Origin of the sequence: Aureimonas fodinaquatilis (assembly GCF_008369445.1) — a bacterium.
GTDB lineage: Bacteria > Pseudomonadota > Alphaproteobacteria > Rhizobiales > Rhizobiaceae > Aureimonas > Aureimonas fodinaquatilis.
The window spans coordinates 208,670-230,906 of sequence record NZ_VTWH01000001.1; the positions used below are offsets into that span (position 1 = coordinate 208,670).

21 protein-coding genes are annotated in these 22,237 nt (G+C 57.8%); 14 read left to right on the forward strand and 7 right to left on the reverse strand.

All coding sequences use genetic code 11. The features are described 5' to 3' along the window. Window positions 1-10 precede the first annotated feature (10 nt). Window positions 11-793 (forward strand): ABC transporter ATP-binding protein, encoded by a 783-nt coding sequence (locus FPY71_RS01065; RefSeq protein ID WP_149296760.1) that lies wholly within the window; start codon window positions 11-13, stop codon window positions 791-793. Between the two features lie 81 nt (window positions 794-874). On the opposite strand, the gene FPY71_RS01070 is transcribed toward FPY71_RS01065, so the two are convergent. Then, window positions 875-2,101: an ArsB/NhaD family transporter gene (locus FPY71_RS01070; RefSeq protein ID WP_149296762.1), complete on the reverse strand. Its 1,227-nt coding sequence runs from the start codon at window positions 2,099-2,101 to the stop codon at window positions 875-877. A 228-nt stretch (window positions 2,102-2,329) separates the two neighbouring features. Between FPY71_RS01070 and FPY71_RS01075 the strand changes: the two genes are divergently transcribed. The 9 genes from FPY71_RS01075 to FPY71_RS01115 all read left to right on the forward strand — a co-directional run bounded on the left by FPY71_RS01075 (window position 2,330) and on the right by FPY71_RS01115 (window position 11,392). Beyond that, complete coding sequence (locus FPY71_RS01075) at window positions 2,330-3,316, forward strand: serine hydrolase domain-containing protein (RefSeq protein ID WP_149298567.1); 987 nt, start codon at window positions 2,330-2,332, stop codon at window positions 3,314-3,316. 637 nt (window positions 3,317-3,953) lie between these two features. After that, complete coding sequence (locus FPY71_RS01080; protein WP_149296764.1) at window positions 3,954-5,153, forward strand: ABC transporter substrate-binding protein; 1,200 nt, start codon at window positions 3,954-3,956, stop codon at window positions 5,151-5,153. Window positions 5,154-5,223: 70 nt separating this feature from the next. Further along, window positions 5,224-6,084 (forward strand): branched-chain amino acid ABC transporter permease, encoded by an 861-nt coding sequence (locus tag FPY71_RS01085; protein WP_149296766.1) that lies wholly within the window; start codon window positions 5,224-5,226, stop codon window positions 6,082-6,084. Window positions 6,085-6,130: 46 nt separating this feature from the next. Next, window positions 6,131-7,141 (forward strand): branched-chain amino acid ABC transporter permease, encoded by a 1,011-nt coding sequence (locus tag FPY71_RS01090; protein WP_149296768.1) that lies wholly within the window; start codon window positions 6,131-6,133, stop codon window positions 7,139-7,141. Further along, on the forward strand, window positions 7,131-7,928 hold the full coding sequence (locus FPY71_RS01095) for an ABC transporter ATP-binding protein (protein WP_149296770.1): 798 nt from the start codon (window positions 7,131-7,133) through the stop codon (window positions 7,926-7,928). The genes FPY71_RS01090 and FPY71_RS01095 overlap by 11 nt, the downstream gene beginning before the upstream one ends. Beyond that, a complete protein-coding gene (locus FPY71_RS01100; RefSeq protein ID WP_149296772.1) occupies window positions 7,925-8,644 on the forward strand; it encodes an ABC transporter ATP-binding protein in 720 nt (239 codons plus the stop codon). Before FPY71_RS01095 ends, FPY71_RS01100 begins: the two co-directional genes overlap by 4 nt. 39 nt (window positions 8,645-8,683) lie before the next feature. Further along, a complete protein-coding gene (gene hydA / locus FPY71_RS01105; RefSeq protein ID WP_149296775.1) occupies window positions 8,684-10,141 on the forward strand; it encodes a dihydropyrimidinase in 1,458 nt (485 codons plus the stop codon). A 20-nt stretch (window positions 10,142-10,161) separates the two neighbouring features. Next, window positions 10,162-10,896, forward strand: coding sequence for an aspartate/glutamate racemase family protein (locus FPY71_RS01110; protein ID WP_149296777.1), 735 nt, complete (start codon window positions 10,162-10,164; stop codon window positions 10,894-10,896). A 115-nt stretch (window positions 10,897-11,011) separates the two neighbouring features. Then, entirely contained in the window at window positions 11,012-11,392 is a 381-nt protein-coding gene (locus FPY71_RS01115) for a RidA family protein (protein ID WP_149296779.1), read from the forward strand. Between the two features lie 52 nt (window positions 11,393-11,444). Here FPY71_RS01115 and FPY71_RS01120 read toward each other — a convergent pair whose 3' ends face one another. From FPY71_RS01120 to FPY71_RS01130, 3 genes are read right to left on the reverse strand one after another with little or no spacing between them, the layout of a single operon-like run. Beyond that, window positions 11,445-12,863 carry a phosphomannomutase gene (locus FPY71_RS01120; RefSeq protein WP_149296781.1) on the reverse strand — a complete coding sequence of 473 codons (1,419 nt, stop codon included), beginning with the start codon at window positions 12,861-12,863 and terminating at the stop codon, window positions 11,445-11,447. 8 nt (window positions 12,864-12,871) lie between these two features. Then, window positions 12,872-14,302 carry a mannose-1-phosphate guanylyltransferase/mannose-6-phosphate isomerase gene (locus tag FPY71_RS01125; protein WP_149296783.1) on the reverse strand — a complete coding sequence of 477 codons (1,431 nt, stop codon included), beginning with the start codon at window positions 14,300-14,302 and terminating at the stop codon, window positions 12,872-12,874. Continuing rightward, entirely contained in the window at window positions 14,292-14,783 is a 492-nt protein-coding gene (locus FPY71_RS01130; protein ID WP_149296785.1) for a tRNA (cytidine(34)-2'-O)-methyltransferase, read from the reverse strand. Before FPY71_RS01130 ends, FPY71_RS01125 begins: the two co-directional genes overlap by 11 nt. Before the next feature lie 81 nt (window positions 14,784-14,864). On the opposite strand from FPY71_RS01130, the gene FPY71_RS01135 reads away from it, so the two are divergent. The 4 genes from FPY71_RS01135 to FPY71_RS01150 all read left to right on the forward strand — a co-directional run bounded on the left by FPY71_RS01135 (window position 14,865) and on the right by FPY71_RS01150 (window position 19,755). Further along, the gene (locus tag FPY71_RS01135) at window positions 14,865-16,739 is read left to right on the forward strand and encodes an ABC transporter ATP-binding protein (protein WP_149296787.1); all 1,875 of its coding nucleotides are present in this window, start codon (window positions 14,865-14,867) and stop codon (window positions 16,737-16,739) included. A 182-nt stretch (window positions 16,740-16,921) separates the two neighbouring features. Next, complete coding sequence (gene petA / locus FPY71_RS01140) at window positions 16,922-17,482, forward strand: ubiquinol-cytochrome c reductase iron-sulfur subunit (protein WP_149296789.1); 561 nt, start codon at window positions 16,922-16,924, stop codon at window positions 17,480-17,482. Between the two features lie 21 nt (window positions 17,483-17,503). Then, window positions 17,504-18,799 carry a cytochrome b gene (locus tag FPY71_RS01145; RefSeq protein WP_149296791.1) on the forward strand — a complete coding sequence of 432 codons (1,296 nt, stop codon included), beginning with the start codon at window positions 17,504-17,506 and terminating at the stop codon, window positions 18,797-18,799. Between the two features lie 23 nt (window positions 18,800-18,822). Continuing rightward, entirely contained in the window at window positions 18,823-19,755 is a 933-nt protein-coding gene (locus FPY71_RS01150) for a cytochrome c1 (RefSeq protein WP_149296793.1), read from the forward strand. A gap of 159 nt (window positions 19,756-19,914) precedes the next feature. Here the strand turns inward: FPY71_RS01150 and FPY71_RS01155 are convergent, their stop codons facing one another. From FPY71_RS01155 to ychF, 3 genes are all read right to left on the reverse strand, one after another. After that, the gene (locus tag FPY71_RS01155; RefSeq protein WP_149296795.1) at window positions 19,915-20,388 is read right to left on the reverse strand and encodes a MaoC family dehydratase; all 474 of its coding nucleotides are present in this window, start codon (window positions 20,386-20,388) and stop codon (window positions 19,915-19,917) included. Between the two features lie 42 nt (window positions 20,389-20,430). Beyond that, complete coding sequence (locus FPY71_RS01160; RefSeq protein ID WP_149296797.1) at window positions 20,431-20,886, reverse strand: MaoC family dehydratase; 456 nt, start codon at window positions 20,884-20,886, stop codon at window positions 20,431-20,433. Between the two features lie 188 nt (window positions 20,887-21,074). After that, window positions 21,075-22,178, reverse strand: coding sequence for a redox-regulated ATPase YchF (gene ychF / locus FPY71_RS01165; RefSeq protein WP_149296799.1), 1,104 nt, complete (start codon window positions 22,176-22,178; stop codon window positions 21,075-21,077). Window positions 22,179-22,237: the final 59 nt, after the last annotated feature.

Here is a 22,237-nt window from a genome sequence, read left to right on the forward strand (position 1 = left end):
GGAGACAGTCATGACCGTCGCGCTTGAAATCAGCAAAATCTTCAAAAGGTTTGAACGCCCGGGTCGTCCGACGATCGAGGCGTTGAAAGACATCAATCTTACTGTCAGGCAGGGTGAATTCGTCTCCATCGTCGGGGCGAGCGGCAGCGGAAAATCGACCCTCCTGCGGATCATCGATGGGCTGACGCCAGCCAGCTCCGGCACAATCTCGGTCAACGGCACGCCGGTGACACGTCCGGGTAAGGACAGGGCAGTGGTTTTTCAGCAGGATTCGCTTCTGCCATGGAAGACCGTGATCGAAAATGTTGCCTATGGCCTTGCTATCAACGGCGTGAAGCGGAAGGAACGCGAAAAGACTGCGCGCCATTTCATCGACGTATCCGGATTGCAAGGCTTTGAACATCACTATCCGCACCAACTGTCCGGAGGTATGCGCCAACGGGTGAACGTCGCGCGCGCACTGGCAGTGAGCCCGGATATTCTTCTTCTGGACGAGCCGTTCGCGGCGCTGGATGCGCAGACCCGGGAGGTGATGCAGACCGAGTTGCTCCGCATCTGGGAGGAAGAGAAAAAAACGGTTGTTCTGATCACTCACCAGATTGACGAAGCCGTTTTCCTTTCCGATCGCGTCGTCGTTTTCAGTGCGCGTCCCGGTCAGATCCGGGAAGAAATCGAAATCGACCTGCCACGCCCGCGAGATCTTGAAGTTAAACGAAGCGCTCCATTCGTCGCTTATGTCGATCACATCTGGAAACTGATCGAGCAGGAAGTGCGCCTTGGAATGAAAAGCTGACAGCGATCTTTCCCTGACGCAACCGATGCACAATCCGGCAGGTCCCGCTTGCCGGATCAATTGTGTAGACGCAAAGCCAGCTTACAGCCACAGGATCCACAGCCCCGCCAGAATAAGGCAGAGGATAGAGGTGGGCACACCCGCGCGGCTGAATTCGCTGAAGCTGATCGTAACTCCGTGTGTTCGCCCCTGCTCAACGACAATGATTCCAGCCAGGCTGCCAAAAATCAGCATGTTGGATGAAAAACCCGTGCCCAGTGCAATTGCAGCGCCAAGAGCCTCGGGCCGCGCGACGTCGGTGAGGAACGGCGACACAAGCATGACCGCCGGGTTGTTGCCCACAACATTGCTGAGCACAGACATGACAACCAGCATTGAGAACGGGTCATGCAAATCCAGGCCAATGGCCTGAAGGCTGGTCAGCAATTCCTGCGGAAGGCCGGTTGCAGCCAGCGCCGCGTTCACGATGAAAAGTCCGATCAGCAGCAACAGGAGATCGCCATCGACCTTGCCCAGCATGTCTGTTGATGCGATGCGCCGGCTGACCAGCAGTACGGCTGCGCCCGCCATGGCGACCAGCATGTGCGGCCAGTCGGTCAAGACAAGCCCGGCAACCACGGCAATGGTGATGACCGTGGCCTTGATGGTCGCATTCCGGTTGAAGGTTATGACCGGGCTGGCCACACCGCTTTCACTCGCGGCGGGCAACGTCCATTTGCCGCGGTAAAACAGCACGATCACTGCCCAGACAATCAGCAAGCCAAGCATTGAGGGAACAAATGCAACCTTCATGAAGCCGATGAAGCTCAGGTGAAGTGCCTCGGCGGCGATCATGTTCTGCGGCCCGCCAATGATTGTTGCGGAAGAGCCGACATTTGCGGCGAAGCAAAAGGCAAGCAGAAACGGTATCGGGTTCAATCGCCGGGCCAGGGCGATCGAGATCAGCACAGGCGTCATGGCCACAACCACCACGTCATTTGTCAGCAGCGCGGATAACCCAGCCGAAACTGCGATCAGAATGGCAAGCAGCAGCGGATAGCTGACCTTCAGCCCGCCAATCACCTGTGCCACCTTGTCGTAGAAGCCTGCGACGACGAAAGCGGCAGAGATGACCATCAAGCCGAACAGGAATCCGATGGTGCGATAGTCAATCGCCGCCCAGGCTTCGGCGGGTGTGATAAGGCCAAGTGCAATCAGCAACATCGCCCCTACGACGGCCGCTCCGGTCCGGTCCACCTTGAAACCCGGCAGGTGTCCGAAGCCCATTGCAACGTAAACCAGCAGGAAAATGGCAATCGTCAGATCCATGGGAAGCTCTTGTCCTTGTTCCGTGCCTTTGGTCTATCAGTGCCGGGACGGCAGAATCCGGGTCGAGCACAAAGATTGAGCTGACGATAGAGGTGATCCTGAATTTATAAAGACCGGCAACCATATTTTCACCGTAACGTTTCCCGATCGTGCTTCCAGGCTGGCTTCGGTCAAGGTTGCGCATGCTTTGCTTCAGCAGTCAGGAACCCTCAAATGCGGAAAGTGCCCATGCTGAACCGACGCGTTTTTTCAATCGGTCTCGCATCGTCCATCGCTGTTCCACTGGCTGTCCCGGCGCTGGCGCAGCAACGCAGCGATGTACGGTCGGCAATTGACGGCCTTTCACAGCTCCATGCAATCATCGTTCAGCATGGTGACGATATCGTCATTGAACATGCGGCGCGCGGCCCGGGTGTCGACCGGGTAGCCAATATCAAATCCTGTTCAAAGAGCATCGTCGGACTGCTACTGGGCAATGCTGTTGACAGCGGGGCGATCACAGGCGTCAACGCCACCCTTGGTGACGTGGCACCATCGCTTATCCCTGCAGACGCGTCGGCCGAGGTCGGATCCTTGACCCTGGAGGATCTGGTGACAATGCGCGCTGGACTGGAAGGGACATCCGGTGGCAATTACGGAAACTGGATCAGCTCTTCCAATTGGGTGGCATATGCGTTGCGCAGGCCAATGGTTGCTACACCCGGCGAACGGATGATCTATTCAACCGGTACAACGCATGTTCTGGGCGCTGCGTTGACGGTTGCAACTGGCGAAACCTTGCTCAGGCAAGCGCGGATGGTGCTTGGTGAACCGCTGGGCATTGAAATCCCGGCGTGGACACGAGATCCGCAGGGCAATTATCTTGGTGGCAACGAAATGGCGCTGACACCCCGCGCCATGTTGCGCATTGCCGTCATGATGCGGGATGAGGGACTTTTCGAGGGAAAGCCCGTCATCTCCACCGACTGGTTCCGCAGCTCGACGCAAAGGCTCGCGCGGTCCCCTTATTCCGGCCTCGACTACGGCTATGGATGGTTTCTGAGCGAAAGTGGCTACATCATAGCCCGTGGTTATGGCGGCCAGATTATTGCGGCTCACCCTGAGCGAAAACTGGCCATCGCAATTACGTCGGACCCGAACATGCCCGCTCGCTCGGACGGGCATTTCGGTCGGTTGATGGAGCTGCTTGAGGGACCTGTGCTGGCGCTGGCCTGAAATCGCTCAAGCCTGAATCCTGAGCCAAAGTGTCTGATGCGTGATGTCGGAGCGTCTTGAGGGCGGCTGCTTCCGGCACTACGCACGGCGGCAAAACGCCCGGCCTTCCGATCAACAATCTCCAGGAAACGATCCGCGTCTCTGCTTCGCGCCACTATTCGATCTGTTGGCACCGCATATGCGATGTTCCGAAGCACTGTTTTCCCTTTAAAGCCGTCTTTTTGGCAAAAGTTGTCTCTTGCAGTGCAGTAGCCGCTTGACAGCTTTATGACAGGATGCAACGCTCACTACAACAGATGCCGTCTAATATATTGGATTTGTGGGCGCTCCATGTCGGGATTCATCACAGGTGTTGCAGCGTCACTGTCGTGCCTTCGGGCAAGATCGTAGCGCAATGTCTGACGTCTGGCGATGAGGTGTCTCTGCCTGCAGCAATCTGGATATGGGCAGGTCTCACAGGAGCACGAACTTCCACTTTGAAGCGCCTTGCCAGTCCCGGCAGCACGGGTTGCTGGCCGAGTGCAAGAGGCAGTCACTGAAGCTAAGTCGGAGCGCTTGCTCCGTCGTTGAAAGTTGGAACCGCGAGAGAACAGTTTTTCGGGCGTGGGGCCGCAACACGAAGCGAAAGGAAATGCACATGCCGATAAAGAAGACAGTCTTTCTGGCCATGGCTTTTGCTGCCTTGGCACCGCTCATCTCCGGAGGCGTTGCCAATGCCCAGGACAAGGTGATCAAGATTGGTCAGCTCGGGGTTATGAGCGGGCCGGCAGCCTCCTGGGGGCTGGTTAATCGCTACGCCGCCGAGGCGCATGCCGCAATGATCAACGCGGGAGGCGGCTGGGACGTCGATGGCGAGAAATATCGCATCGAGATCGTCAGCATCGATGACCGCAACGATCCGCGCACGGCCATCGCCGGCGCCGAACGCCTGATTTATCAGGAAGGCGTGAAGTACATTATCGGCACCAATGTCGACGATACCACCCAGGCGATCCTGCCGACGCTGGCCACCGGGGGCGCATTTGCCGTGTCCTACGGCCATACCCGCTCGCTGTTCGAGACGCCGAACGACAATACAGGTCTGGGCAATATCGCCGGCTACCAGATGTCGCCGATCATCTACAAATTCCTTGTGGAGGATCGCGGCATCAAATCCGTCAGCTTCATAGCCCGCAACGACCTTAATGGCTTGGGCAATCGCGATGCCGGTGTCGAGGCGGCCAAAGCGCTCAATCTTGAAATAATGTCTTCAAACGCGACTTATGAGGCCGGCACAACAGACTTTTTCCCCGTCCTCTCGCCGCTTGTTCGTGCCAATCCTGACATGATTGTGCTGTCCGGGGTTGCGCCTTCAGACGCGGGCCTGCTGATCCGCGCTGCGCGGGAACTGGGCTATGGCGGAATCATCAGCACCGAAACGGCCCATGACGCGGCTGTGCTCAGCGAAATCGCAGGCGAGGCTGCCAATGGCTTCATTTCGCAGGGCGGTGCCAGCACGCCCGAAATCCGCACACCCTATGTGGAAGAGTTCATGGAGAACTATACCAAAGTGGCCGGTGAGTGGAATGACGAAGCGGGCACCAAGATCTATGCGCTTGAAATGATCCTTCAGACCATCAGCGCCGCCGGAGCCGAGGCTTTGACCGATGTCGAGGCTTTCAAGGCCGCCATCCCGGAAGTCGACCTTGAAAACCCGTTTGTCATCGGTGGCGAGCCGCGCCTGCGCTGGGTGGGCGCCGATTGGTTCGGTCATCCGCGCCAGGTCAGCGTTCCAGTCGTGGTCAATGCCTTTCAGGACGGAGCCTTCGAAACTCTCGTCGTCACCAGCGTCGAGTGATTGATTGCCGGGGGCGGCGCGTTGTCGCCCCCGTTTCGCCTGAGCGGACACTTTCCACCCTGGAGCTTCGATGGAACAAGCGCTGGTAAATGGCCTCGTCCTGAGCATGAACTACGGTCTCATTGCGCTGGGCCTGACCATGATCTTCTCGCTCATGAATGTGCTCAATTTCGCGCACGGGCAAATGTATGTGTTGGGCGGGTTCGTCACCTATTTCGCTCTCAACAGTCTGGGTGTGCCCTATTTTGCGGCCGTTTTGCTGGCAGTTTTCGCGCTCGCCGCCGTCGGTCTGCTGTTTGAATATGCCCTGTTTCGGCCAGTGCGCAAACGCAGCACGCGTGAGGAAAGCAGCATGCTTCTGGCCGCCGGCACGGCGCTGCTGCTGGAAAGCCTGATCCTGCTGTTCTTTGGCGAGAAGCAGCGCGGCGTTCCCGCCGTCGTTTCTGGCGTGTTCGAGGTGGGGGGTGCCTTCATCCCGGCCAGCCGTGTTCTGGTCTTCTGCGTCTCGCTCATCGCCATCATCGCCTTCATGCTGTTCATGCGGTACACGCGACCCGGCCGGGCGCTGCGTGCCATCGCACAGGATCGGGAGGTGACGGCGTTGCAGGGTGTCAACATCCAGCGCTATTCCGCCCTGGGATTCATGATCGGGGCGGGCCTTGCCGGCCTGGCGGGAGCGCTTCTCATCACCGTGCTTTCGGTCAATTCGGGCATGGGCACCTCTATTTCCATCAAGGCTTTCATAATGGTGATGCTGGGCGGGGCAGGGGTCATTCCGGGCGCCATTATCGGAGCCTTCGTGCTCGGGTTTGCCGAAGCTTTTGGTTACGCCTTCATGCCAAGCTCCATGACGTACCTGCTGATTTTCATCGGTCTCATCCTGTTCCTCATCATCCGACCACAGGGGGTCATGGGCAAACCATGGGGCTGAACATCAGGCGACCGTTTTCTTCACCGACCGGCAGGGGGGCTGCAGCATGACACAGATACAGCGCAACAGGCTGGCCTTCGTCGCCTTCGCCCTTGTCTATCTTTGCATTATCCCCGTGCTTCTTTCCGGGGCGCCCTATATGCTGGGCATTCTCTCCATGTCGGCGGCGCTCAGCGTTATTGCCATGGGAGTGTGGGTGACGTTCACCATTGGCCGCATCAACCTGGGTCAAGCCGCCTTCGCGCTGGTCGGCGGATTTACCGCCGCCATTCTGACCACACGGTTCGGATTGTCCTTCTGGATTGCCTTACCTGCCGCCGGGCTCGTCTCGGCGCTGGTTGGTGTTGTGCTGGGACTGGGCATTCTGCGGCTCCGTGGGGTTTATTTCGCCATGATCACGCTCAGCCTTTCGGAGACGATGCGTCTTGCCCTGCTGAATGGCGGTGAACTGACCGGAGGCGCCACGGGCATCACCTCCATCCCGGTGCCGGGAGAACTCAGTTTTTTCGGGCTGGTGATCATTCCCGATTTTGCCAGTGTCAATTCGCATCTCGCCTACTATTTCCTTTCGGCCACACTGCTGCTGCTCAGCATCGCGCTGGTCTGGCGCCTCATGAACAGCCGGCTGGGTCGCGTTTTCGCCTCGCTCCAGCAAGGGCAGGAACTGTCCCAAAGCCTTGGGATCAACATTACCAAGTACAGGCTGATCGCCTTCGCTGTCAGTTGCTTTCTCGGCGGTATTGGCGGAGCATTCTTCGCCGCAAGCCAGCAAAGCATTTATCCCGGCAGCTTCGTGGTGTCAGACTCAATCTCATTCACGCTCTATTGCTTCCTGGGCGGTCTGGCCTTCGTCGCCGGGCCCGTGGTCGGTGCGTTTTTGCTGACGCTGAGTTTTCAGTTCCTGCACGGACTTCAGCAGTATCAGCAGCTTGCCTATGCGCTCATTATGATTGGCATCATGATGTGGCTGCCCAATGGCTTGCTGAGCCTGCGGCTGCCCGGCTTCCGGCGCAGGTCGGCCAATCCTGTCAGTGGGGAGACCGGCAATGTCAGATAGCAACGCCACCTCGCCGATTTTGAAAGTCAGCGGCCTGACCAAGCGGTTCGGCGGGCTCACAGCCGTCAATGAAGTGAGCTTCAGTGTCAATAATGGCCAGATCTTCACAGTTATTGGACCCAACGGTGCGGGAAAGAGCACGCTGTTCAAGCTGATTGGCGGTTTCATACGGCCCAGCGAAGGCGATATCCGCTTCGAGGACCGCAGCCTTGTGGGCATGCAGCCCCATGACATTGCCCGGCTGGGAGTGGTGCGCACATTTCAGGAAACCACTATTTTCCGGGAAATGACCACGCGCGAGACCGTGGAAACCGCCTTCCACCTGCAGTGCAAGGCCAGCAGCTTCGGAGCCTTTTTCAACTCACGCCAGGCGCGCGCCGACGATGCAGAGGCCAGGCGTTGCACCGACGCCATTCTGAAACTCTTACGGCTGGATCATGTCCAGCATGAGCAAGCCAAAAACCTGCCGCATGGCTATCTGAGGTCACTCGGCATCGCCATGGCTATGGCCGCGCGACCGCGCATTCTGCTGCTGGACGAGCCTTTCGCCGGGATGAACCCGGAAGAAACGGATGCGGCAGTCGAGATGGTCCGCCGGATCCGCGACCAGGGAATCACCATTATGCTGGTCGAGCACGATATGCGGGCAGTGATGCGCATCAGCGATCGTATCGCCGTCATCAACTTTGGCCGCAAGATCGCGGAAGGCTCCCCGCACGACATTCAGAACGATCCGGCGGTTATCGACGCCTATCTTGGACAGGAAGATGAGGAGTTGGGTATATGAAGGCCTTGCTCGCTTTGGAGGGTATCGACGCGCGTTACGATAAGGTGCGGGCCCTGAACGATGTGTCCATCCACCTCAACGAGGGGGAAATCGTGGCGCTTATCGGCGCCAATGGCGCAGGCAAGTCAACCACGCTTCGTGCCATAACCGGGCTTGTGCGCCCGCATGCCGGGCAGATCCACTGGGATGGTCAGCGCATCGAAATGTTGCGTCCGGACCAGATTGTGGCACGCGGAATATCCATGGTCCCCGAGGGCCGGCATGTTTATCCGTTCATGAGCATTCACGACAACCTGTTGATGGGAGCATTCCTGCGCCGGGACAAGGTGGGCATTGCGAACGATCTTGAACGGCTGTTCGTGCGCTTTCCCCGCCTCAAGGAACGCTATCGCCAGCAGGCAGGCACCCTTTCAGGTGGTGAGCAGCAGATGGTGGCCATCGGGCGGGCGCTGATGGCACGTCCGCGCCTGCTGTTGCTGGACGAGCCATCACTGGGCCTGGCGCCGCAGGTGATCCGTGAAATCGCGCGCGTCATCAAGTCAGTTAACCAGGACGACAAGGTCAGCATCCTGTTGGTCGAACAGAATTCCCGTATGGCGCTGAAGGTGTCTCACCGGGCCTATGCGCTGGCTACGGGCCGCGTGGCGCTGCAGGGCAATTCGGAAGATCTGCTGGGCAACGAAGATATCCGCAAGCTCTATCTGGGGGTCGCTTGACCCGCGATCATCACAACCAATGAAATGCCGGAGATGCAAATGATTGATTTTGATGTCGTGATCCGCAACGGCACAGTGGCAACGGCCAGCGACGTGTTCGCTGCCGATGTGGGAATTGCTGGCGGCAAAGTGGTGGCGCTGGGAACCGGCCTTGCTCTTGGCCGAAAAGAGATTGATGCCACCGGCCGGCTGGTGCTGCCAGGCGGCGTGGACAGCCATTGCCATATTGAGGAACCGGCGGTTGGCCAGGTGCACAATGCCGATACCTTCGCCTCCGGCACGGCCTCCGCGGCAGCAGGAGGAACCACCACGGTGATTTCCTTTTCGCAGCAGGTCAAGGGCGAGGGCATTACGCAGCAACTGGCCGATTACCATATCAAAGCAGAACAGGCGCTGATCGACTATTCGTTTCATATCGTCATTTCCGACCCGTCGCCCGAAGTCATGGCGGCGTTGCCCGCGCTGATTGAGCAGGGTCACCGTTCGATCAAGATTTTCCTGACCTATGACAGTGTGGTTCTGGACGACGAGCAAACCCTCAACGTGCTGGCACTTGCCCGGCAGGAGGGCGCGCTGGTAACCGTGCATGCCGAGAACCACTCGGCCATCAAGTTTCTGACTAATGCCTTGGAAAAGGCCGGGTTGACGCTTCCCAAACACCATGCGTGGGCCAAGCCGATGGTCGTCGAGCGGGAAGCCTGCCACCGCGTTATCGCCCTGGCCGAACTGCTGGATGTGCCAATCCAGATCTTCCACGTGTCCGGGGCAGAAGCGGCAGAGGAAATCCGCCGTGCGCAAAATCGCGGCCTCAAAATCTTTGGCGAGACCTGTCCGCAATATCTGATGCTGACCGCCGAAGATCTGAACCGCCCCAATTTCGAGGGCGCCAAGTTTCTGTGCAGTCCGGCGCCACGGACAAGAGCGGACCAGGAGGCGCTGTGGGATTATATCCGCACAGGTGTGCTCGGTATCGTCTCCTCCGACCATGCACCAAACCGGTTTGACGATGTTCATGGCAAAAAGGTGCGCGGCACCGATGCTCCGTTCAGCGCCATACCCAACGGAGTTCCCGGGCTTGCCACACGCCTGCCGATCCTTTTTTCCGAAGGCGTGGGCAAAGGCCGCATCGACCTGCAGACATTCGTGGCGATCACCTCCACCAATCCGGCCAAGCTTTTCGGTATCCATCCGCAGAAAGGCACCATCGCTATCGGTGCCGACGCCGATATTGCCATCTGGGATCCAAACAAAACGGTCACAATCCGCAATGAACTGCTGCATCACCAGGTCGATTACACAGTCTATGAAGGGGTTGAGGTGACGGGGTGGCCGGAAATCACGCTCTCACGCGGCAAGGTTGTGGTCGAGAACGGTGAAATTCGCGGCAAGCCGGGGGACGGCCGCTTTCTGGCCCGCGGCCCATATGATGCGATCAAGCCGCTTGGCCGCCATGTCACGCCCTTTGACCCGGTCTCGGGAACCCTGATCGACAATTGAGACAGCCATTGGAGGCGAAGATGAAGATCAAAGTGATCAATCCGAATACAACGCAGTCGATGACCGACAAGATTGGGGCGGCGGCAATGGATGTGGCAAACGCCCAAACGCAGGTGGTGGCGGTGAGCCCGCGTATGGGGCCCGTTTCGATCGAAGGCCATTATGATGAAGCGATCAGCGCCATTGGCGTGATCGACGAGGTGCTGCGCGGCGAAGCTGAGGGCTTTGACGGTTATCTCATCGCCTGTTTTGACGATCCAGGCCTCGGAGCGGCCCGCGAGATTGCGCGAGGGCCGGTGCTGGGAATCGCCGAAGCCGCCATGCACACCGCCAGCTATATCAGCGGTGGCTTTACGGTGGTGTCGACCTTGCATCGCAGCCGCATCATCCTTGAGCACCTCGTCAGGGCTTATGGAATGGAGCACAAGTGCCGCAAGGTCCGCACCACAGAGCTGGCCGTGCTGGACCTTGAGGTCGAAGGATCGGACGCGCAATCCATCCTCGTCGAGGAATGCCGCCGGGCTATCGCCGAGGACGGATCGGATTGCATTGTGCTGGGCTGCGCGGGCATGGCTGACCTGGCAGCAACAATCTCGCGGGAATGCGGTGTACCGGTGGTCGACGGCGTTGCAAGTGGCGTCAAGGCTCTGGAAGGCCTGATCGGGCTGGGCTTGAGCACCAGCCGGGCTGGTGGTTACGCCCGGCCTCTTCGCAAAACCTATGTCGGCAGCATGGCACAATATGAACCCAGGTAAGCCGCATCGGGCCCAAGACTATTTCTGTGACCGCGCTGCTGGCTTTGAACACGTCATTCAATGTCGTCGGCGCCGTTAAGACGTTCTGTTGAACAGGCAGCATCTGGAGGAAAAATTGACCAAACGACTCCTTATTGAAGGTGCGACCAAGCGCCTCGGAGCCTATGCGCATGCGGTGACGGCCAACGGGATGGTTTACGTTTCGGGGCAGGGACCTGCCCACCCCGACACAGGGGCCGTACCTGAGGCGTTTGAAGCGCAAGTCCATCAGGTCTTTGCCAATGTGAAGCAAATTCTGGAAGGGGCTCAAAGTGACATTTCAGAAGTTGTCAAACTGAACGTCTATCTCTCCGACCTCAGTTTGTTCGATGCCTACAACCGCATCTATGAAGAGTATTTCGGGCATGTTCTGCCCGCAAGGACCACAATAGGCTGTGAATTGCCGAACATTATGGTCGAAGTCGATTGTGTAGCGGTGATCCGACTGGATCCATGACGTATGGCCGAATGGGCAAAGGGCCTGCCGTTCTGTCATCGACAGCAGCAGATTAAGTCTGGCCCAGTTCCCTGGCGCTTGCTGCCAGGCCCCATTGCAACAGATCTTCTGCGCGTTCTGCACTTTCCGCCTCTACATAGCAGCGGAATTCCGGAGCATTGCCAGATGGCCGGAAGTGAACTGTCGCGCCATCCTGCAATGTCACTTTCAAACCATCCAATGCATTCAGCGAGGCAATCGACCCTGCCGGTCTGAAAAAGTTTTCTGCGTAGGGCGCGTCCGATTCAAGCCTCTGAACGAACTGCCGGCTGGTCGCAGAGGGAATGTTCTGCAACCGGTTGGCAAGCGCGATCCCCGCTCTCAACTGCGCCGGAACTTCGTGCAGTGGCGAAGTGCGCGCATGGATCAGCGCCGCAATGATCGGCAGAACAGCATCACGCGTTGGCAACGCCTTAAGCTGCTTGTTGTTACGGACAATCGAACTGCCAAGCAGCACCCCGCCATTGGCCTCAAAACCCAGCACACTCTCATGTCCGGAGGCCGTTGCCTGAACCATTGCCTCAATGACATAGGGTGAGCCAACCCTGGTGCGATAGACCGATGTGGCCACGCCGGAGCGTTCAACAGCCGAACTGGAAGTCACCGGTGTGGCCAGCGTCGTCAATCCAAGACTGGACGCTGTCAGCAGCCCAAGCAGATCGCCGCGCAATATCTGGCCGTGCTGGTCGGCAACCAGTGGCCGGTCTGCATCGCCGTCGGCGGAGATGATTGCATCAAATCGGTTGCTGGCCGCCCATTCGCGAATGAGCGTCACGTCTTCCGGTCTGTGCGCTTCAGTATCCACGGGCACGAACTGGTCAGAGCGGCCCAGCACAACAACTTTAGCCCCCAACATGCTCAGGATTTCCACCAGCAAATCTCGTGCCACGGTGCTCTGCTGATAAATACCAACTGTCAGCCCTGCCAGCGCATCGGCGTCGAAAAAGCGGGTGTAACGCGTTTTATAAGCCTGCAACGCCTCATGCGAGCGGTCTTCGACTGGCAAGGAAGATCGCGCGGCAACCGGTGTCGAGGCCGTAAACCGGGCAAGAATTCCTGCCTCGTCAGATTTGGTGATCTCCCCGTCGGATCGATAGAATTTCAGGCCATTGCGGTCATCCGGTATATGGCTGCCAGTCACCATTACGCCCGCAGCGCCTGCATCAAACACTGCCATGGCCAATGCCGGCGTTGGCAATTCGCCGCAGTCTATCGCGGTCCAGCCACATGCCTGTGCTGCGGCAACGCAATTGCTGGCAATTTGCGGGCTGCTGGAACGCAGATCACGACCAACCATCAAGGTTTTTTGTGTCGCAGGGTCTTCACGTTCCAGATGGTGCAGAAACGCCTGTGTCCATACAATTGCTGCTTCGCCGACAAGATCGGTGACAAGACCTCGCAGGCCGCTGGTTCCGAATTTCAGGCTCGACATTTCAGCGCTCAACTTCTTGCATAGACATCTTCGAGGCGAATAATATCGTCTTCTCCGGTATAGCTGCCGACCTGGACCTCGATGATCTTCAGGGCAATTTTTCCCGGATTGTGCATGCGATGCACGCAACCGATCGGCAGATAAGCCGCTTCATTTTCATGATAGAGGCGGGTTGTGCCATCAATCGTAACTTCAGCCGTGCCGTGAACGACAACCCAATGTTCGGCCCGATGGTAGTGGCGTTGCAACGAAAGCGTTCCGCCCGGATTGACGCAGATATGCTTGACCTGCCACCGATCACCCAGATCAATTCGCTGATACCAGCCCCACGGACGGTGAACACGCAGATGGTGGGTTGCCTCGCCATAGCCTTGGTCGCGCAACTGGCTGACCAGTTCCTTGACCTTGCCGGTTTGCGCACGATCCGCAATCAGCACCGCGTCGGGTGTAGTGACCACGACGACATTTGCCAGCCCGATAACCGTTGTCAAAGTGCCTTCGGAGCGGATGAGGCTGTTTTGCGTGTCGAGAACCGAAACCGGACCTTCCAGCACGTTGCCTTGCTCATCCGCGTTTTTGACCGTGTAGACGGAATCCCACGTGCCAACATCCGACCAGCCGAACGAGGCTGGAATGACACCGGCGCGACGCGTCTTTTCCATGACCGCATAGTCGATCGAAATGCGTGGGGCCTTGGCAAAAGCGTCCGCATCCAGCCGCAAAAAGTCCAGATCCCGCTTTCCAAGGTGAACAGCCGTGCGCGCCGCCTCCAGCACCTGCGGTGCATGGGCGGCCAGCTCTTCCAGCATGCTGGGTGCATGAAAAACAAAATTGCCGCTGTTCCATACCAGACCATCCGCCACATAGCGCTGTGCCGTTTCCGTGTCCGGCTTTTCAACGAATTGCTGAATGGTGAAAGCGCCGTCATGCGGCAGGGCCTCGCCAGTGGCAATGTAGCCATAGGCCGTGGAGGGGCCGTCCGGAACGATGCCCAGCGTCATGATCAGGCCGGATTCCGCTGCACGCGCCGCTTTTACACAATCGGCAACAAAGGCCGCTTCATTGTCTATGACATGGTCTGCGGCCAGCATCAGGCAGATGGCATCCGGTTCAGCCTGCGCGGCAATCAGGGCGCCAACGGCCACTGCTGCTGCCGAATCGCGCCTTTCCGGTTCCAGTACTATTTCGCCAGTGATGCCCAGTTGCAGCATTTGTTCGGCAACGACAAACCGGAAATCATTGCTGGTCACAACGATCGGCGCGGCAAAACCTTTGCCACTGACCCGGCGCAACGTGGCCTGAAATGTGGAAATCCCGTCATCCATAATCGCGATAAACTGCTTGGGCATTGTCTCGCGGGAAATTGGCCAGAGGCGCGTGCCCGCACCACCAGCCATGATGACAGGAGTAATGAGGGCGGTGGTTGCGTCAGCGGGCATTCCGGTTGGATCCTTCCAAATGGGTTGCGTGGCGGGTTTGGCGAAGTGCCTCACCCAGCACCATAGATGCGCTGATGGCCAGGTTTAGCGAACGCGCACCGGTTTGCATGGGTATCGTCAGCCGCGCATCGGCAGTGAGGTGCACGCTTTCCGGTACACCCGCACTTTCGCGCCCGAACAGAAGAATATCATCCTCTTGATAATTGAAATCCAGATAGGTGCAATCTGCCCGGGTGGACAGCAGAACGAGGCGGCGTCCTGATTCCTGCCGCGCGGCCTCGAAGGCGGCAAAATCCAGATGCCTCACAAGCGCTGCCTGATCCAGATAATCCATTCCTGCGCGCTTGAGGTTGCGGTCGGAAAGGTCAAACCCCGCTGGCTCGATAATTTCGATGCTGACGCCCATACAGGCCCCAAGGCGCAACAATGTGCCGGTGTTTCCTGCTATGTCCGGCTGATAAAGTGCGATGGAAACTGTCATTGCGCCCTGATAAACCCATGTAGCTCCGTGGTGGAAGCCACGATCCATATGCTGAAATTGCTCTCAATTCCGGAAAAAGTAATGTTTGCGAAATTCGAACGGCTTGTCGAGCCGTTTCCCCAGTCCGAAGTCCACAAGCCGCCGAACTCGTTGTGGCGGTTTATCTGGCACTATGTTCGGCCCATTCGCCCTTATTTTCTTGCGGTTGCAGTTCTGACCGGTGCCGTCGCCATACTGGAGGTGATGCTGTTTTCCTTCGTGGGCAGCATCGTCGACTGGCTTTCTTCAACACCGCGTGATGTGTTTCTGGCAGAGCAGGGATGGACGCTGGCTGCAATGGCATTTGTGGTTCTGGTGCTTCTGCCCGCACTGGTTTTCATTGAGTCGCTTTTCACCTTCCAGGCGATTTTTGCCAATTTTCCGATGCGATTCCGCTGGACTGTCCACAACTGGTTGCTGGACCAGTCGCTGGGCTTTTTCCATGACGAGTTTGCCGGGCGCGTGGCAACAAAACTGATGCAGACAGCTTTGGCTGTGCGCGAAACGGTGATGAAGTTCGTTGAGGTGCTGCTTTACGTCGCCGTGTATTTTACCGGTGTGGTGGTGTTGATTGCCGCTGCGGACTGGCGGTTGACGCTGCCCTTTGTTGGCTGGCTGCTTCTCTATGTCGCAATGCTGCGATATTTCATTCCGCGTCTCATGACGGTTGCAGAGCGGCAGGCCGACGCGCGGGCTGAAATGACGGGGCGGATTGTCGATGCCTATTCCAACATCGGCACCGTAAAGCTGTTTGCTCATACGCGGCGCGAGGCAGAGCATGCCCGCCGCAGCATGAGCGGCTTTCTGACCACGGTTTACGGGCAGGGCAGGCTGATCACCGCTTTTTACGGCTGCCTCTATCTGTTGAACTCACTTCTGCTGTTTGCCGTAGGGGCAATGGGCATCAGCCTTTGGCTGGATGAGTTGATAACCGTTGGCGCCATTGCGGTTGCCGCCGGCCTGGTGCTGCGGCTGAACGGCATGTCGCAATGGATCATGTGGGAAGTCTCGGCACTGTTTGAAAATATCGGCACGATCCGCGATGGAATCGGCACTTTCACCACACCCGTTGCACTGCAGGATCGGCCGGATGCAACCGAGTTGAAGGTGACGCAAGCGGAGGTGCGGTTTGAAAATGTCTCATTTGCCTATTCAGAGGACAAACCCCACCGCGATGCTGGCGCCGTGGTCAGCGATTTCTGCCTGACAATTCGGCCGGGGGAAAAGATCGGGCTGGTCGGCCGTTCCGGCGCAGGCAAGTCCACCCTGCTGAACCTGTTGCTGCGATTTTATGATGTCTCCTCCGGGCGGATAGTGATTGACGGGCAGGACATTGCGCATGTGACGCAATCTTCTCTGCGCCGGCAGATCGGCATGGTGACGCAGGACACATCCCTGCTGCACCGCACCGTGCGGGAAAACATCCTGTATGGCCGTCCGGATGCCACCGAAGAGGATCTGGACCGGGCGATCATGCGCGCGGAGGCCAAGGGTTTCATCTCTGAACTGAGCGACAGGCATGGCGGAACCGGTCTGGACGCCGAGGTTGGTGAACGCGGTGTCAAACTCTCCGGCGGGCAGCGGCAGCGCATAGCCATTGCGCGGGTCATGCTGAAAGACGCGCCGGTTCTTCTGCTGGATGAAGCCACCTCGGCGCTGGATTCGGAAGTGGAGGCGGTGATTGCCGAAAACCTGTACAGGTTGATGGAGGGGAAGACCGTGATCGCTGTGGCGCACCGCTTATCCACAATTGCGGCGCTGGACCGGTTGATTGTGCTGGATAAGGGCCAGATCGTCGAACAGGGCACCCACAACGAGCTTTTGGCCGCAGGTGGCCTGTATTCACGGCTGTGGCAGCGCCAGGCAGGCGGGTTTCTTGCATGTGAAGCCGGCGAAGAAACAAACACTTATGCATGATGCAGCAGGATATTGTGCGCTAAGTGCAGCCTTAGTCTGGACAAGTTCCAAGTGGCAGCCTAAGAAAACGCGCCGGTCGGATGGACCTTGGGCCACGTCGTGCCATGCGCGCGGGTGAGTCGCTGCCCCGCCGAAATTTATGCGCCGGAGTTTCCGGCAACCCTGAAGGAGCGTGTTAGCCCGTGAGCGTCCACGACACATCAGAACCGACCCGCCGGGACTTTCTCTATATCGCGACAGGCGCTGCGGCCGCTGTCGGTGCGGCAGCAGTGGTTTGGCCATTCATTGACCAGATGAACCCAGATGCAGCCACTCTGGCCCTCGCCCAGATCGATGTGGATATAAGCCAGATTGCGGCAGGTCAGTCGATTACTGCCAAATGGCGCGGAAGGCCGGTGTTCATCCGCCAGCGCACGCCCGCCGAGATGGAAGAAGCAAAGGCGGTTCCGCTTTCCGCGCTGAAAGACCCGCTTGCGCGCAACAGCAACCTTGCATCAGACGCCCCTGCCACCGACGAAAACCGCTCGGTACCTGGCAAGGAAGAGTGGCTGGTGATGATCGGCGTCTGCACGCATCTTGGCTGCATCCCGCTTGGACAGGCAGGAGACTATGATGGCTGGTACTGCCCGTGCCACGGTTCGCACTACGACACGGCCGGGCGCATTCGCGTCGGTCCAGCTCCGGAAAATATGCATATTCCGGCTTATGAATTTACCAATGACACAACAATTCGTGTTGGCTGACGAGGGGGAAGAGCTGCAATCATGAGTGGTCACTCGTCCTATGTACCATCCACCGGCGTTATGCGGTGGATCGATTCGCGGCTTCCACTGCCGCGCCTTGTTTACGACAGCTTCGTTGCCTATCCGGTGCCGCGCAATCTGGGTTATGCCTACACGTTCGGCGGCATTCTGGCGCTGTTTCTCGTGGTGCAGATCCTGTCCGGCGTTGTGCTGGCCATGCATTACGCCGCATCCACAGAGCTCGCCTTTGATTCGGTTGAGCGCATCATGCGTGATGTGAACTGGGGCTGGATGATCCGCTATATGCACGCAAATGGCGCATCGTTCTTCTTCATCGCGGTTTACCTGCATATTTTCCGTGGTCTGTACTACGGTTCATATAAGGCCCCGCGTGAAATTCTCTGGATTCTCGGTGTCATTATCTTCCTTCTGATGATGGCAACCGCGTTCATGGGCTATGTGCTGCCCTGGGGGCAGATGTCGTTCTGGGGTGCCACGGTTATCACCGGCTTCTTCACCGCCTTCCCGATAATTGGTGAGCCAATCCAGACCCTGTTGCTGGGCGGCTTTGCGGTGGACAATGCAACACTGAACCGCTTCTTCTCCCTGCACTATCTCCTGCCATTCATGATTGTCGGCGTTGTGATTCTGCATGTGTGGGCGCTTCATGTGACCGGTCAGACCAACCCGACCGGCGTTGAGGTCAAGACACCCAAGGACACAGTGCCATTCACGCCGCATGCCACGGTGAAGGATGCCTTCGCCATGGTGGTCTTCCTGATTTTGTTTGCCTACTTCCTGTTCTACATCCCGAACTATCTCGGGCATCCGGACAACTACATCCGGGCAAACTCGCTGGTGACCCCGGCCCACATTGTTCCTGAATGGTACTTCCTGCCTTTCTACGCCATGTTGCGCGCCATCACCTTCAACATCGGGCCAATCGACTCCAAGCTGGGTGGCGTTCTGGTGATGTTCGGTTCGATCATCATCCTGTTCTTCCTGCCATGGCTTGATACATCCAAGGTCAAGTCCACCGCCTATCGCCCGGTCTACAAGATTTTCTTCTGGGTCTTTGCGATCAATGCGGTGTTCCTGGGTTGGCTCGGTTCGCGTCCGGCAGAGGGCATCTACCCGTTGCTGTCGCTCATCGGCACGATCTATTACTTCGGTCATTTTCTGATCGTGCTTCCGGTGCTCGGCCTGATCGAGAAGCCGAAGAAACTGCCAAATTCGATCTCCGAAGCGGTTCTGGCCAAGCATGGTGCCACAAGCACACCTGCTGGCGCCGCAGCGTCTCCGGAAATCAAAGGCTGATGAAGAGCAAGAAGGAATTTGCAATGAAACGGCTTCTCTCAGCTCTTCTTGCTGCCGGCGTTCTTTTTGCCCCGGCCTATGCAACAGCCCAAAGCGCCGAACCTTCGGCGGTGGAAGGCACTGCGCAAGAGGCGGCTCCGGCCGCCTCGGGCGAAACCACCGCAACAGATGAACATGCCGCTGAGGCGCATACGCCGCATTATCCGCTGGAAAAGCCGGAGATGCTCTCATGGAGCTTTGCCGGTCCTTTCGGAAAATGGGATATTGGCCAGCTTCAGCGCGGGTTGAAAGTCTATCGCGAAGTCTGCGCATCCTGCCATGCCATGGACCTTGTTGCGTTCCGCAATCTTGAGGCTCTTGGCTACAGCGACGCGCAGGTGCGGGCGATTGCTGCTGAATACACCATTACCGATGGTCCGGATTCTTCGGGCGATATGTTTGAACGGCCTGGCATTCCAACAGACCGCTTCCCCTCGCCATATCCAAATGATCAGGCGGCTGCGGCTTCAAATGGTGGCGCTGTGCCGCCAGACTTCTCCTTGATTGCCAAGGCTCGTGCGGTTGAACGCGGCTTTCCGAACTTTGTGTTCGACATCTTCACGCAATATGCTGCTTCCGGGCCGGATTACATCCATGGTCTGTTGACAGGATACGGGCGCGAAGTGCCGGAGCACATCGAAATCCAGCCGGGAACTCACTACAACCCGTTCTTCATCGCTGGTCCGGCATTGGCCATGGCTCAGCCTATTTCCGAGGGGCAGGTCACTTATGATGACGGTGCGCCGGAAACGGTTGAGCAATATTCGCGCGACATTTCGGCGTTTCTGATGTGGGCGGCTGAACCGCATCTGGTCAAGCGCAAGGCGACCGGTTTTGTGGTGATGATCTTCCTCGTGCTGTTTGCTGGCTTGATGTATGCGGTCAAGCGTCGCGTCTGGGCATCGACACCGCACTAAAGCATTTCCCGTTGAAACGGCAGCGTTTCAACGACAGGACAATGCGACAAGAGTAAAGCATTTCCCGTTGAAACGGCAACGTTTCAACGACAGGACAATGCAGATAATAAAAAAGGGCCGCGAGGCCCTTTTTCTTTGACAAGAGAGCCTTCATCCCGGTCAGGCGCCAGTACGGACAAACACCGTGGTTGTCATGCTGAGAACCGGCTGGCCCGCCTGATTTTCAGCCTCGACCAGGCTTTCAATCAAGCCCCAACCGGGGCGGGACTGCGAATGGCGCTTGGAGACCACGGTGGTGCGGTACTGGATTGTCTCGCCAGCAAACACCGGTCGCAGCCAGCGCATGTTCTGAATGCCGGGGGAGGGGCCGAATTCGGCGCTATCCAGACCTTCGCTGGCTCGCTCACGCATCAGCGTTGCCATTGTGGCCACGTTCCGTTTCATGAACACGGCTGCTGTATGCCAGCCCGATGCGCACAAACCGCCGAACAGAGTGGTCTTCGCCTGCTCTTCACTCAAATGAAACGGCTGAGGGTCAAACTTCTCGGCGAAGCGAATAATTTCGTCGGCTGTGAAGGTGTGAGCGCCAAGATCCAGCACCATACCTTCCCGAATATCGTCATAGAAACTCATTGTGTAGTCACCTCGAAGACTGCAATTCCAGCAAAAGCATGGTTACGACCGGGTGAGCATCATCACCGTATACTCCGACACCAAAACCGGCTCCTGCCGCTGGTTGGCCAGAGTTGTGCGCATTTTCAGAATGCCAATGGTCGGGCGCGACTGAGAACGCCGGGCGTCCAGAACCCGTGTTTCGCCCGTCAACTCGTCGCCGGGCCTGACCGGCTGCTGCCATCGAACCGTATCGACCCCGGGTGAACCTTGAGAGGTGGAACTGTTGAGAAACGAGTCGCACATCATCCGCATCATTATTGAGCAGACATGCCAGCCAGAGGCGGACAAGCCGCCTAGCATGGTTTTTTCTGCTGCGGCTGCGTCCAGATGCATCGGCTGCGGGTCATACTCCTGCGCGAAGGAAATGATCTCCTCGCGGGTAACAACCCGTGTTGCCATCGGCAGAACGGTGCCCGTGGGAAATTCTTCAAAAGGTCTTCTTGTTGCTTCTGCCATCTGTTCCTCCCAAACCCTGCGAAGCTTCGGTGTCACCCAGGCCAACTCCCCGGTCCGGGTAACGAAAAGGCAGCCTCGCCCTCAAAAGACAAAGCTGCCTCACAATTTCTTACCCGGGAAAACGACACAACGCTCCGGTTCGTCGTATGATTCCGCCGCTGGAACGATCTGTCTTCAATGAATTCTCTTTAGACGTTGAACTTGAACAGCATGACATCGCCATCCTGAACGACATATTCCTTGCCTTCGTCACGGGCCTTGCCCGCCTCCTTGGCAGCAACTTCGCCACCCAGCCGCACAAAATCATCATAGGCGATGGTCTGGGCACGAATAAAGCCCTTCTCAAAGTCTGTGTGAATGACGCCTGCTGCTTGCGGCGCACGTGAACCGCGCAGAACTGTCCATGCCCGTGTTTCCTTCGGGCCAACGGTGAAATAGGTGATCAGATCCAGCAGGGCGTAACCTGCACGGATCAACCTGTCGAGACCCGGCTCTGTCAGCCCCATAGCTTCCAGATAATCGCCAACTTCCTCTTCCGGCAATTGTGCAATTTCCGCTTCAATAGCCGCGGAAATCACCACACTGCCCGCGCCCTGACGCTCCGCCATTGCCGCCACTGCCTGTGAATGCGCATTGCCGGATGCTGCATCCGCCTCGGCAACGTTGCAGACGTAAAGCACCGGCTTGGAGGTCAGAAGATTGAGATTGCGCAATTGATTGCGCTCATCTGCGTCCAGGCTGGCAAGCAGTGTGCGGGCCGGTTCACCTTTTTGCAGCTTCACCAGCACAGCTTCCATGATCGGAAGCTGAGCGATTGCTTCCTTGTCTTTGCCACCGGCCTTTTTACGGGTTGCAACAATCCGCCGCTCAATGCTTTCCAGGTCCGACAACATCAGTTCTGTCTCAACCGTGTCAGCGTCCGCCACGGGGTCAATGCGACCCTCCACATGGGTGATGTCGTCGTCTTCGAAACAGCGCAAAACGTGGACAATAGCGTCCACCTCACGAATGTTGGCAAGAAACTGATTGCCCAGACCTTCGCCCTTGGAAGCGCCGCGAACCAATCCGGCAATATCGACAAAAGTTATCCGCGTCGGGATGATCTGGGCTGATTTGCCGATCTGAGCAATCGCCTTCATACGAGAGTCCGGAACGCCAACATCCCCGGTGTTCGGTTCGATCGTGCAGAAGGGGTAGTTTGCCGCCTGCGCTGCCGCAGTTTTGGTCAGAGCGTTGAAAAGGGTGGACTTGCCCACATTTGGCAGACCAACAATACCGCAGCGAAAACCCATGGGATACACTCTTCATTCAATATGCAGCCCATGCCATCAAGGCTGGTGGGCTGAAGCGG

What these genes read in the sequence shown, in the direction of transcription:
- hydA (WP_149296775.1), top strand. Translation starts at nt 8,684, where the DNA reads ATGATTGATTTTGATGTCGTGATCCGCAACGGCACAGTGGCAACGGCC.
- ychF (WP_149296799.1), bottom strand. Translation starts at nt 22,178, where the DNA reads ATGGGTTTTCGCTGCGGTATTGTTGGTCTGCCAAATGTGGGCAAGTCC.
- FPY71_RS01110 (WP_149296777.1), top strand. Translation starts at nt 10,162, where the DNA reads ATGAAGATCAAAGTGATCAATCCGAATACAACGCAGTCGATGACCGAC.
- FPY71_RS01080 (WP_149296764.1), top strand. Translation starts at nt 3,954, where the DNA reads ATGCCGATAAAGAAGACAGTCTTTCTGGCCATGGCTTTTGCTGCCTTG.
- FPY71_RS01160 (WP_149296797.1), bottom strand. Translation starts at nt 20,886, where the DNA reads ATGGCAGAAGCAACAAGAAGACCTTTTGAAGAATTTCCCACGGGCACC.
- FPY71_RS01065 (WP_149296760.1), top strand. Translation starts at nt 11, where the DNA reads ATGACCGTCGCGCTTGAAATCAGCAAAATCTTCAAAAGGTTTGAACGC.
- FPY71_RS01120 (WP_149296781.1), bottom strand. Translation starts at nt 12,863, where the DNA reads ATGTCGAGCCTGAAATTCGGAACCAGCGGCCTGCGAGGTCTTGTCACC.
- FPY71_RS01150 (WP_149296793.1), top strand. Translation starts at nt 18,823, where the DNA reads ATGAAACGGCTTCTCTCAGCTCTTCTTGCTGCCGGCGTTCTTTTTGCC.
- FPY71_RS01135 (WP_149296787.1), top strand. Translation starts at nt 14,865, where the DNA reads ATGTTTGCGAAATTCGAACGGCTTGTCGAGCCGTTTCCCCAGTCCGAA.
- FPY71_RS01090 (WP_149296768.1), top strand. Translation starts at nt 6,131, where the DNA reads ATGACACAGATACAGCGCAACAGGCTGGCCTTCGTCGCCTTCGCCCTT.
- FPY71_RS01125 (WP_149296783.1), bottom strand. Translation starts at nt 14,302, where the DNA reads ATGCCCGCTGACGCAACCACCGCCCTCATTACTCCTGTCATCATGGCT.
- FPY71_RS01070 (WP_149296762.1), bottom strand. Translation starts at nt 2,101, where the DNA reads ATGGATCTGACGATTGCCATTTTCCTGCTGGTTTACGTTGCAATGGGC.
- FPY71_RS01075 (WP_149298567.1), top strand. Translation starts at nt 2,330, where the DNA reads ATGCTGAACCGACGCGTTTTTTCAATCGGTCTCGCATCGTCCATCGCT.
- FPY71_RS01145 (WP_149296791.1), top strand. Translation starts at nt 17,504, where the DNA reads ATGAGTGGTCACTCGTCCTATGTACCATCCACCGGCGTTATGCGGTGG.
- FPY71_RS01130 (WP_149296785.1), bottom strand. Translation starts at nt 14,783, where the DNA reads ATGACAGTTTCCATCGCACTTTATCAGCCGGACATAGCAGGAAACACC.
- FPY71_RS01155 (WP_149296795.1), bottom strand. Translation starts at nt 20,388, where the DNA reads ATGAGTTTCTATGACGATATTCGGGAAGGTATGGTGCTGGATCTTGGC.
- FPY71_RS01085 (WP_149296766.1), top strand. Translation starts at nt 5,224, where the DNA reads ATGGAACAAGCGCTGGTAAATGGCCTCGTCCTGAGCATGAACTACGGT.
- FPY71_RS01095 (WP_149296770.1), top strand. Translation starts at nt 7,131, where the DNA reads ATGTCAGATAGCAACGCCACCTCGCCGATTTTGAAAGTCAGCGGCCTG.
- FPY71_RS01100 (WP_149296772.1), top strand. Translation starts at nt 7,925, where the DNA reads ATGAAGGCCTTGCTCGCTTTGGAGGGTATCGACGCGCGTTACGATAAG.